The following is an 11377-nucleotide window of genomic DNA, read 5'->3' on the forward strand; positions in this document are numbered from 1 at the left end:
TTTCCCCTTGTAGTCCATGCAGACTTAAAGCGTAGTAGACGATGCGCAATCGCCGTTAATTGTTCGCCATTGCCGGGTATCGGTGACGCAAATCACTGAATATTTGTGCCATATCCGCCGTTTCGCCTATCTCTGCCACCGCCCGGAATACCTGGGTTTTCAGGAAGCGACGCCAGCTCACCGGCGCGCTTGCCAGAAAGGCGGTAAGTAACTGATAACGCTGTGGCGTCCAGAGCATTTCGAAGCGACTCCGTGCTTCGCCGTGCTCAAAATGGTGCGCAGCCTGCTGCGGCATCGTGGCGCGCAGGTGCTCCGTTGCTGCCCGATCCACGTGGTGATCAACCACTACCACGCCATACTGCGTCCTGGCTGCCGCGACGCTGAGATAACCGCAGCGCACATCCTGCATCACCGCATCAGCATCGCGCTGTGTCGGCAGGCCATAACCGCCCGCGCCGGGTCCGCGCACTTCGACCACGTCACCCGGCAGGCAGTGGATCACATCAGTGTTACCGTGATTGATGACCTCACCGTCGCGCCGGGTACGGAAGTAAGAGAGCGCCCCACTCTGGCCGCCGACGACACCCGCCGAGGCAAACACCGATCGGTTACGGTTGCGCGCGGTAATGGTGGTATTGGGCGAGAAAACCTCAAATGCCATTTCGGTGGCTAAACCGCCGCGATAGCGACCGGCTCCGGCGCTGTCCTGAGCCAGTCCGTAGCGATGAAAGCGGATTGGCACTTCCGCTTCGTTGATCTCAATCGGGGTGTTTTTCAGAAAGGCTGAAAGACCGCCGGAGCCGTCAGGCCCATCGTGACGCGGCGTGCCGCCCGCGCCGCCGCCCACCGGACCCAGCGAGGCGACCACACTGCGATTCTGCGTCTGGGTACGAATGTTCATGATTGAGTTGCCGCCCGGTGAATTCGCGGGCAAACGCTCCGGCATCGCCAGCGAGAAGACGCCGATAGTGGCAATCTGCGACAGTGCACAGGTCAGGGAGCGCATCCCTACCGCTGCGGGCGCTTCACAGTTCATGACCGTGCCAGGCGGCAGGATTGCCCTAGTGGGTCGCAGCGTACCGGCGTTAAGCAGCAGTGAACGGTCCAGCGTAGAGAGCGCATAGGTAACACCCACCAGCGCCAGCGGATGTCGCTCACGTCCGCCAGTCGGCATATTCAGCGACGAGGCCAGTTGCGGATCGCTGCCGGTGTAGTCCAGCTCCAGCTGATCGCCCTGCACCCGCAGAGTAATGGCGATACGGCAGGGATAACCGCCCTCGCCATCTTCATCGGCGTAGTCGGCATAGAAGTATTCCCCGTCGGGAATGGTTTTGATAATGCTGCGCGCCTGCGCTTCGGCGTAATCGAGAATGCCCTCAATGCCCTGCAAAAAGTCGGCGATGCCAAATCGGGCAATAATGTCGTGGATTTTACGCTCGCCGACGTTCACCGACGCCAGCTGGGCTTTGAAATCGCCCCAGTTCTGATCCGGCACCCGCACATTGAGCCGCATGATGCTGGCGACCTCTTCGTTGAGCTGACCCTGCCGCATGATCTTCAGCGGCGGGATGCGAATCCCCTCCTGCACGATATCGGTCAGCGAGCGCGACAGCGAGGCAGGCACCGCGCCGCCGACGTCGGTGTTATGAATGTGGCCCACCACGAAGCAGACAATTTCACCCTGGTGGAACACCGGTTTCCAGATATGGATATCGGGCGAGTGGGTCGCCACGTTGCCGGCGTAAGCGTCGTTGGTAATGCAGATGTCGCCGTCAGCGTACTCTTCAATCAGTGCCAGCACCGGCGCATAGTCGATGCCGCTGTACCAGGGGGCGCCGAAGCTGCGCGGCGAGGCAAACGCCAGGCCGCTGCGGCTGACAATCTGGCAGGAGAAATCTTCCGTCTCTTTAACAAAGGTGGAGTGCGCTGTGCGCATCAGCGTAAAGGCCATCGCATCGGCAGCGGCGGCGCAGTAGTTCGCCAGGATCTGTAAGTTACGTCCATCAATCGCCATGTTATGCCTCGTTCGCCGTGATCAGCAGATTACCGAATGAATCGACCGTGACGCCCATGCCGGGCGGCACGCAGGTGGTGCAGTCATCCTGGGCGATGATGACCGGGCCACTGAGCTGATGTCCGGCACGCAGCACTGAACGCAGCACTAAATCAACCTGATGCCAGCCGCCGTCGATCCACGCCCTGGTCTGTTTCAGTACCGGCACCGGTTCCGTGGCCGGAGCCAGTGGGTTAATCACCGGTTTCGGCGTCGGTGATGCAATCACCAGCCGCAGGTTGATCAACTGCACCGGCGCCTGCGGGTCACAGTGACCAAACAGCTGCTGGTGCTGGCGATCAAAGGCGTCATGCAGCGCAGTGAAATCCGCCTGCGCCAGCCAGTTCGCCTCCAGCGGTACGTCGATCTCAAACGACTGACCGCGATAGCGCATATCCGCGCTGAACTGCAGGCTGTAAGGCATATCGCTGCTGTGCTCCTGGGCCAGCCAGCCACAGGCGCGTTGCTGTAATGCTTCGGCTTCACTGGCCAGGGTGTCGGCCAGGGCGGGTGTCAGATCGCCGTAGAGCGTGCGGATAAAATCGTTGCGGATATCTGCTACCAGCCCGCCCAGCGCGGACAGCACGCCCGGCGTCGGCGGCACAATCACCCCTTTCATATTCAGTTCGCGGGCCAGAAAGCAGCCCATCATCGGACCCGCTCCGCCAAAGGCGAGGAACCAGAATTCACGCGGATCGAGACCAAAGCGCGACAGCAGCCCGCTGGTGTCGCTGTACATGCTGGAGATCGCCAGCTGGATGGCGGTTTCTGCCGTTTCCTGCACCGTGACGCCAAGCGCATCCGCCAGCGGCTGCCAGGCCGCACAGGCGGCGTCCACATCAACAGTGACGGCGTTATAACCCAGCGCGCCATGGCCCATCATGCCGCAGGCGGCGAACGCATCGGTGGCAGTGGGTTGCGTGCCGCCGCGCTGGAAGCAGACCGGGCCAGGCAGCGATCCGGCACTGTCCGGGCCCATCTGCAGCACGCCCTGACCATCGATCCACGCCAGCGAGCCGCCGCCCTGACCCACCGAAGTGACGGCGACAGAAGGAATAAAGATCGGGAAATCCCCGATGATTTCGCCGTTGCCCTGTGCCACTTTGCCGTCGATGATCACCGCCACGTCGGCGCTGGTGCCACCGATATCCAGGCTGAGGATTTTGTCAAAACCACAGGCGCTGGCGAGATAGCTGGCACCAATCACCCCGGATGCGGTGCCGGAGAGCACCATCTGCACGCATTCGCGTTTCGCCTGATCGACGCCCATCACCCCGCCGTTGGATTTGGTGATGCGCGGCGGCGGCCTGACGCCGAGCCGTTGCAGCGCCTGCTCAAAGGATTCCAGGTAGTGGATCACCATCGGCTGCACGTAGGCATTAATGGTGGCGGTAATGGTGCGTTCATATTCACGGATGATCGGCCAGATGTCAGCGGAACAGGAGGTCAGCAGCTCGGGTGCCACCTCGTCGATAATCGCCTTCACCGCCGCTTCATTGTGCCGGTTGCGATAGCTGTGCAGCAGCGACACCACAATGCCCTGACAGCCTGCCGCGCGTGCCTGAGCGATTGCGTCGAGCACGCTCTGGCGATCAGGCGCGTGCAGCACGTTGCCGTGCGCGTCACTGCGTTCACGGATGGCAAACACCCGATCGCGGGTGATCAGCGGAGCAGGACGCCGGGAGAAAAGGTCGTGGATATGCGGGATTTTAAGCCGGGCCAGCTCCAGGACATCGCAGAAGCCCTCCGTGGCGAACAGCGCCAGCCGCACGCCGCGCCGCTGGATCACCGCGTTAATACCTACCGTGGTGCCGTGGGTGAAGTAGCCAATCTCAGCGGGGTCAATACCCTGATGCTGCTGAAACTGCGCCAGCCCGGTAACGATTTCGCTGCCTGGCTGATCCGGTCGTGACAGGACTTTCAGGGTGTGAATCTGGTTCGTTTGCTGATCGAGCACGGCGAAATCGGTAAAGGATCCGCCAATATCCACGCCAACGCGGTATCGCATATCGGGGTAACTCCAGTGTCAGGAAGGGGGAAATTCCATCAGTGCCTCGGGATGCTGCACCACACGCCAGCCGAGCCGCTGATAGACCTGATGGGCATCCTGGGTTGAGAGCATCCAGCGATGCACCGTTTGCAGCTCCGGGTGTTCACGGACGCAGGTTGCCAGCCAGCTGCCCAGCCCGTGACCGCGCCAGTTTTCATCAATCATCACGTCGCACAGCCAGCCAAACCGGGTGTAGTCGGTGATGAGGCGGGCAAAACCAATCTGTCTCTGCTGGTGATAGAGGCCAAACGGCAGCGAACCGGCAATCGCCCGCACGGTTTTAGCCAGCGGCTGGCCTTTGGCCCAGTAGGACTTCTCCGCCAGCTGGATGTGGATCCACGCCAGGTCGAGCTGCTGGCGGCTGGTGGAGACAGTGAACGCCTCGCGCTGCCACTGCTGGTCAGCAATCTGTAATGAGTCCATGACAACTCCTTGTATCGGTTGAAAACAGTGTAAAAGGGTTCGCCCAACGGTTGAGGCTGTAGCGTGCTACAGAACCGGCTGTTGCGACTGAATTTTGCGTCATGAAGAAATTTTATGCTGAGGGGGCGTCTTGCAGATTAACGGGAGAAGTGAAGCGGATGGGCGAACATAAGTGCGGCTGGTGTGAATCGCGAAAGAGCAGACAGATACAAGACAGGTGACGGCCCTCTCTCCACCGGTAAACATGGCGAGGGCGACGCCTGGCCGCCCGCTACACGCCGAACTCCACCGAATTGTGCTTGCCGATCAGCGATCGCAACGGCACGCTGCTTTTCATGATCGGGGATTTGATCACGATATAGCTGAAGTACTTATCGATGCCGATCTGAGCGTCGAGCATCTTCTCAATCACTTCCTGGTAATGTTCAATGCTGCGGGTAATAAAGCGCAGCAAATAGTCATAGCCGCCAGTGATCAGATGGCACTCCATCAGCTCATCGACGTCGCGCATCGCACTTTCAAATTTCATAAAGTCTTCGCGGCGATGGCCTGACAGAGTGACTTCAGTAAAGACCGTCACCGAATCGGTAATGCGGGTGAGATTAATGTGCGCTTCATAACCGGTGATAAAACCGGCCTGTTCCAGACGTTTGACCCGTTGCAGACAGGGACTGGGCGAAAGGCCTACGGCGTCGGCGAGGTTAACGTTGCTGATACGGCCATCTTTCTGGAGTTGCACCAGGATGTTGATGTCGATGCGGTCGAGTTTCATTAAGCCGTTCATAGCACCCCCCTCATTGTCAGAGCCTGTCCCGCCAGGCGTCATTGTTGCAGGCAGTCTGGAGACGGACAGCGCGGAACAACCGGCGCGTACATGGCGTACGTGAGGATTGTAAGCACTGACCAGGTTCAGACTGACAAATGAAATAGCCTGATGGGATAGACGCTTAATTAAATGTGCAGAACCTCCCGAAGGTATATCACGCTTTACCGTAAACGCGCCAGCGCTTCGCAGTGGTTATACCAGCGGGAGATTTTCAAATTACTTTAACAATATCAATGAGGAATCGCGCTTTATCCCAACCGGCCTGTGGCGCGGGCCAGCGCAATATCGAAGATATGCAGCGCCTCTTCAAGCTGTGAGTCGGTGGTGACCAGCGGCGCCAGGAAACGGATGGTGTTGCGATGCAGGCCGCATTTGATCAGCAGCAATCCTTCCTGGCAGGCGCTGTCGAGGATCTTCTGGGTTAAGGCCGCATCCGGGCGACCGGTTTCGAAATCGAGGATCTCCACCGCCTGCATAAAGCCCACGCCGCGGACGTCACCGATGCAGGCATATTTATCCGCCAGTTGCCGCAGTCGTGCATTGAGTTGCTCACCAAGCTGGCAGGAGCGCTGCAACAGGTTTTCCTGCTCAAACAGATCCAGTACCGCCAGCGCCGCCGCACAGGCCAGTGCGTTGCCGCCATAAGTACCGCCTAACCCGCCAGGCGTCGGTGCATCCATGATCTCTGCACGCCCCACCACGCCAGAAATCGGCAGACCGCCGCCCAGGCTTTTCGCCAGCGTGACTAAATCGGGTTTAATACCCAGTTGCTGGAAGGCGAACATCGTGCCGGTACGCCCGAAGCCGGACTGGATTTCATCACAAATCAGCAGAATACCGTGCTGGCTGGTGATGCGACGCAGCGCCTGCATAAATTCCGGGCCAGCGGGCAGGAAGCCGCCGTCACCCTGAACCGGCTCAATGATAATCGCCGCGACCCGCTCCGGCAGGATCTGCACCGCAAACAGCTGATCCAGCGCTTTCAGGCAGTCCGCTTCAGTAATACCGTGCAGCGGGTTCGGGAAGGGCAGACGGTAAATATCGCCGGGGAACGGGCCAAAATTCTGTTTGTAAGGCGCGGACATGCCGGTCAGGGTGATACCCAGCAGGGTGCGGCCATGAAACGCACCATCAAAAGCGATGATGCCAGAGCGCTGGGTGTGTGAGCGGGCAATCTTCACCGCATTTTCCACCGCTTCCGCGCCGCTGGTAAAGAAGACGCTTTTGTACGCCTCATCGCCGCCCACCAGTTTGTTCAGCCGCTGCGCCAGCTCGATGTAGCCCGGATAGGCCACCACCTGAAAGCAGGCATGAGACACCAGACCGAGCTGGCGGGTCACCGCATTGACCACCGCCGGGTGATTGTGGCCGACATTCAGCACCCCGATGCCGCCGACAAAGTCGAGATAGCGATTGCCCTCCACGTCCCACACTTCACTGCCTCTGGCGCGTTCGATCACCAGCGGATGGGCGGTAACTACGCCGCGCGGCACGTTCTGCTCGCGTGCATCCAGTAACAGGCTGTTATCGGAGTATGCTTGCTGCTCTGCCATGACATTCTGCATTTTAAACCCTCATCCACGTAACGTTCGGTTGGCTCAAGTATCGCAACCCGCTGGTTTGTCACGCTGCCGTAATTCCTCAGACAGCGGCATTTCCTGTCAAAATCCTGCGGCATTCAGCAGGGAAATTTCTCTGCCAGCGCCTGACGAATCAGCGTGACAAAAACGTTAACGCCATGCGGGATCAGCGCATCGTTGAAGTCGTATGCAGCATGATGCAGCGGCTTGCAGGGTGCCGACCCCAGCCACAGATAGGCACCGGGCCGCGCCTGCAGCATAAAAGCAAAATCTTCTGAGGTAAGTGCGGGCTGGGGCGCGGCCTCAGCCGTAATGCCCGCCTGCGTCAGCGCCTGCAGGCAAAACTGCGCTTCAGCATTACTGTTCAGGGTCGCCGGGTAGTAGCGCAGATAGCTGACCTCTGCGTGCAAACCGTGGGCGGCGGTGATGTGCTCCGCCATCTGACGCAGTCGTGCTTCAATCGTCGCCTGCGCTGCAGGGCTGAAAGTGCGCACCGTGCCGGTGATGTTCGCCTCCGCCGGGATCATGTTGTGTGAAAAGCCGCCCTGCATCCGGGTGACGGTGAGCAGCGCCGTTTCGCACGGATCCAGGGCGCGTGAGACCAGAGTATTCAGCTGCACCACCAGCTCGCTGGTCGCCAGCAGAGTATCGCGCGTCAGATGCGGCTGCGCGGCATGACCGCCTCCGCCCAGTACCCGGATATCAAAACGGTCAGCCGCTGCCATGATCGCGCCAGGGCGGGTCTGTACCTGGCCGAGCGGCAGTTCCGGCCAGTTGTGGATGGCGTAGACCGCCTCACAGGGAAAACGGCTGAAGAGGCCATCGTCAATCATCGCCTTTGCGCCCGCCAGCCCCTCTTCGGCGGGCTGGAAGATAAAGCAGACGCTGCCATCAAAGCTGACGTCGCGCGCCAGTTTTTCTGCGGCTCCCAGCAGCATCACGGTGTGACCGTCGTGGCCGCAGGCGTGGCTCACCTGCTCCGCGCGGCTTTGCCAGTCGGTGCCGCTCTGATCCTGCATCGGCAGCGCATCCATATCAGCCCGCAGGCCAATCATGCATTCACTGCTGCCCTTTTTCAGTATCCCGACCACGCCGGTTTTACCGATGCCGCGATGCACCTCAATGCCCAGCTGTTTCAGAAAGTTCGCCACGATGTCGCTGGTGCGCTGCTCCTGAAAGCCCAGTTCCGGATGCGCATGCAGGTCGCGGCGCAGTGCCACCAGATGTTCCATCTTAATATCCTCGCGAACGGTCAATCTCACCATGCAGCGGCTCGCCACGCTGATGGCGCCGCAGGTTTTCCAGCAGTGCCGCAATGGCGCTCTCATTCTGCGTCTGGCTGGCAATGTGGGGTGTGAGCCAGATGGCGGGATGGTGCCAGAAGGGATGACCCGGCGGTAACGGCTCCGGGTTGGTCACATCGATCACGGCGGCACGGAGCTGCCCGCTCTCCAGCGCCTGCAGCAGATCGTCCTGATTCAGCTGGGGGCCGCGCCCGGCCTGCACCAGCGCCGCGCCCTGTGGTAGCTGATTAAACAGGGTTCGGTTAAGCAAACCCTGTGTGGTGTCAGTCAGCGGCAGCAGGCAGACCAGAATCTCGCTGTGCGCCAGAAACGCATCGAGCTGATCGTCACCGTGCCAGCAGCGGACGCCGGGAATCTGGCGCGGTGTGCGGCTCCAGCCAGCGCAGTCAAAGCCCAGCGCCACCAGCTGTTGCAATGCGGCCTGGCCCAGTTCGCCCAGCCCCATGACGCCTACCCGACGCTGCGCGGCAGGTAATACCGCGTGTGTCAGCCACTGCTGCTGGCGTTGCTGATGAAAATAGCGCGGCATGTCGCGATGCAGGCCGAGTACCGCGAAGGTGACATACTCCACCATGCCCTGGGTCAGGCCTGGCTCGATCATCCTGATCACCGGCAGGTCGGGCGGCAGCGCGCCAAGGTCAAACTGATCGGCCCCGGCACCCACGGAGAACAGTAGTTTCAGCCGGGGGAAAAGCACGGTGATGTCAGCCGGTGGCTGCCAGGCGACCAGCGCCTCAACCTGCTCTGGATCGCCGGTCTCAGGCCAGATATGCAGCTGAATGTCAGGCGCATGCGCTGCCAGCCAGCGCTGCCAGATGCGGCCACGTTCCGGCTCCGATTTATAGACGATATGCATCAGGCCATCGCCTGCGTCATCAGTCCAAACGCCTGCATACCCTGCGGTGTCCAGGGCGTGCCGCGCACCATAGTCGCAGGCGCATCGACCTGAGGGATGCCCAGGCTCTGTAGCCAGGCGGCCATCGGCAGCGCGGCATCGGTGTCGATGCGCAGGAATTCCCCCTGCAGCGACTGCATCAGCGTGGCGACCAGCGCTTGCGCGACTGAAAAATCTGCCGCGATCACCGGGCCAATCGCCCAGCCGTGACCAAAGCGACGCAGGCTGGCGAAGCCCTGAATTTGCTGATGATCATCCTGCAACAGCACCGTCTGGCAGTCGCGCAGCAGGTGGTCGAACAGTGCCGGACGATGCATGCCGTGCGCCTGCTGATCCAGCGTCACCAGTGTGGCGTGATCGGCCAGTGTTGCCGGACGCAGCTGCAGTCCCGCCGGGATCACGACGTCTGGAAGGGTGGTCACTGCGCGGGTCTGGTGCTGGCGAATCTCACCGCAACTGACAAACCCGAGTTTTTCATACAAACCTTTGCCCATCTCGGTGGCGTGCAGACGCACGTTACAGTCGGGTAATTTTTCCAGCTGCGCCAGCATCAGCTGTTTGCCCAGGCCACGCCCCTGCTGCTGGTTATCGACGATCACCAGCCCCAGCGTGGCGGCGCGCTCCCCCCAGCGCCAGAGCACCGCGCTCGCAATCAGCTTGCCCTGCTCTTCAATCACCGTGCCCTCGCCCAGCTGCAGCGCCAGCTGCCAGTCTTCACGTCGATGGGGCCATTTCAGTGCCTGCGTTAAGGTGAAACAGGGGTCGATATCGTCCGGCGTCATTGCGCGTATTTTCAGGCTCATTGCAGGTCTCCTTACATCATGCCTGGCGTTTCAAGTCCGCTGCCGTCAACCAGACGGCTGTAGCGATAAGGGGTGGGATCAACAACTGGCGTGGCTTCGGTCGCCAGATCGGCTGCCAGTCGTCCGGCACCCGGTCCGATACCGAAGCCGTGGGCGCTGTAGCCCGCCGAGAGCACCAGCCCCGGCAATTTCGCCACGGTGGAGATCACCGGAATCGCATCCGGGGTGCTGTCAATCATGCCGCCCCACGACTGCGCCAGCCGCAGGTTCGCCAGCGCCGGGTATTCACGCCGCATCGCCGCCAGTCCCTCTTCCACGATCGTTGCATCGGCTGCCGGATCGAGAATGCGCATGCGCTCAAACGGCGACTCGCGGTCAAATGCCCAGCCACCCATCGCTTCCGGGCCATTGAAGAACGGCGAAAGGCCAAGATTCAGGGTGAGATTCTTGCGGCGGCTTTTAAAGGTCGGGTAGAACTGGCGGGCATAGCGCAGCCCCTGCGCGCCCGGCTCCAGACGCCCGCGACCCGAGACGGAGACGGTGTAACTGCCGTCCATCTGTGGCCGACAGGCAAAGCCAGGTGTGTAGAGTGGCATGGCAATCGCCTGCTCAATGGGCTGCGTGCGGAAAGCGGTGCCAATCACGTTGCCCAGCGGCAGATCGATACCGTGACGACGGCAAAACATGGAGGTCCAGGCCCCGGCGGCACAGATCACCCGGCTGGTTTTGATCAGGCCGCGCTCGGTCCAGACGCCGCTGACCTGTCCGGCGGCGATATCCAGCCCGCGCACCGCGCATTGCTGAAACAGCAGCGCCCCTTTTTTCAGCGCGCCCGCCACCAGCCCGGGCGCGGCCAGCCGTGGTTCGGCGTGACCGTCGGTAGGCGCTGAGAGACCGCCCCGCCAGCTTGTGGTGCTGCCGGGCGTCATCGCTTTGGCCTGCTCCGCCGTGAGGATCGAACTGCGCACGCCATAGCCTTTTGCCATCTGGATCCACTTATCCCAGGCCGCGATGTCCGACTCTTCCTGCGTGGCGTAGACCAGCCCGCTGCGGCGGAAACCCAGCTCTTCGCCGGTTTCATCGTTAAGCTCACCCCAGCGTTGCAGCGCATAAATAATCAGCGGCAATTCACGTTCATCGCGGTTCTGCTGGCGACACCAGCCCCAGTTACGGCTCGACTGCTCCGCTCCTACCAGGCCTTTTTCGATTAGCACGACCTTCAGTCCCTGCTTCGCCAGCTCCCAGGTGGCGGCGGCTCCGGCGATACCGGCGCCAATCACCACTACATCGGCGGAATCGGGAAAATTCGCACTGTCCTGTACATAACGAATCGGTGCAGGCATAACAAGACTACCTCTGTTGTCAGTATCTGGTCTGGCACAGGGCGATATCACCGCTGTGCCTTGACCCGTGCCGCCCGCGCATTACATCAGTGCTGTGCAG

9 protein-coding genes are annotated in these 11377 nt (G+C 61.0%); all 9 read right to left on the reverse strand.

Annotated features, from left to right (window positions below):
• Positions 1 to 55: 55 nt before the first annotated feature.
• The 9 genes from GVJ63_RS05850 to GVJ63_RS05890 all read right to left on the reverse strand — a co-directional run bounded on the left by GVJ63_RS05850 (position 56) and on the right by GVJ63_RS05890 (position 11277).
• Positions 56 to 2014, reverse strand: coding sequence for a hydantoinase B/oxoprolinase family protein (locus GVJ63_RS05850; RefSeq protein ID WP_159226547.1), 1959 nt, complete (start codon positions 2012 to 2014; stop codon positions 56 to 58).
• 1 nt (position 2015) lies between these two features.
• Positions 2016 to 4061, reverse strand: coding sequence for a hydantoinase/oxoprolinase family protein (locus GVJ63_RS05855; RefSeq protein ID WP_159226548.1), 2046 nt, complete (start codon positions 4059 to 4061; stop codon positions 2016 to 2018).
• An 18-nt stretch (positions 4062 to 4079) separates the two neighbouring features.
• A complete protein-coding gene (locus GVJ63_RS05860; RefSeq protein WP_010247848.1) occupies positions 4080 to 4526 on the reverse strand; it encodes a GNAT family N-acetyltransferase in 447 nt (148 codons plus the stop codon).
• Between the two features lie 271 nt (positions 4527 to 4797).
• Positions 4798 to 5310: an Lrp/AsnC family transcriptional regulator gene (locus tag GVJ63_RS05865; protein ID WP_010247853.1), complete on the reverse strand. Its 513-nt coding sequence runs from the start codon at positions 5308 to 5310 to the stop codon at positions 4798 to 4800.
• Between the two features lie 290 nt (positions 5311 to 5600).
• On the reverse strand, positions 5601 to 6917 hold the full coding sequence (gabT, locus tag GVJ63_RS05870) for a 4-aminobutyrate--2-oxoglutarate transaminase (RefSeq protein ID WP_159226549.1): 1317 nt from the start codon (positions 6915 to 6917) through the stop codon (positions 5601 to 5603).
• Between the two features lie 113 nt (positions 6918 to 7030).
• The gene (locus tag GVJ63_RS05875) at positions 7031 to 8164 is read right to left on the reverse strand and encodes a M20 aminoacylase family protein (RefSeq protein ID WP_159226550.1); all 1134 of its coding nucleotides are present in this window, start codon (positions 8162 to 8164) and stop codon (positions 7031 to 7033) included.
• Position 8165: 1 nt separating this feature from the next.
• Positions 8166 to 9092 carry a glyoxylate/hydroxypyruvate reductase A gene (locus GVJ63_RS05880; RefSeq protein WP_061703803.1) on the reverse strand — a complete coding sequence of 309 codons (927 nt, stop codon included), beginning with the start codon at positions 9090 to 9092 and terminating at the stop codon, positions 8166 to 8168.
• Complete coding sequence (locus tag GVJ63_RS05885; protein WP_159226551.1) at positions 9092 to 9934, reverse strand: GNAT family N-acetyltransferase; 843 nt, start codon at positions 9932 to 9934, stop codon at positions 9092 to 9094. The genes GVJ63_RS05880 and GVJ63_RS05885 overlap by 1 nt, the downstream gene beginning before the upstream one ends.
• Positions 9935 to 9945: 11 nt before the next feature.
• A complete protein-coding gene (locus GVJ63_RS05890; protein WP_033767690.1) occupies positions 9946 to 11277 on the reverse strand; it encodes an FAD-binding oxidoreductase in 1332 nt (443 codons plus the stop codon).
• Between the last annotated feature and the right edge of the window lie 100 nt (positions 11278 to 11377).

This window comes from Pantoea sp. 18059 (assembly GCF_902706165.1).
Taxonomy (GTDB): Bacteria; Pseudomonadota; Gammaproteobacteria; order Enterobacterales; family Enterobacteriaceae; genus Pantoea; species Pantoea agglomerans.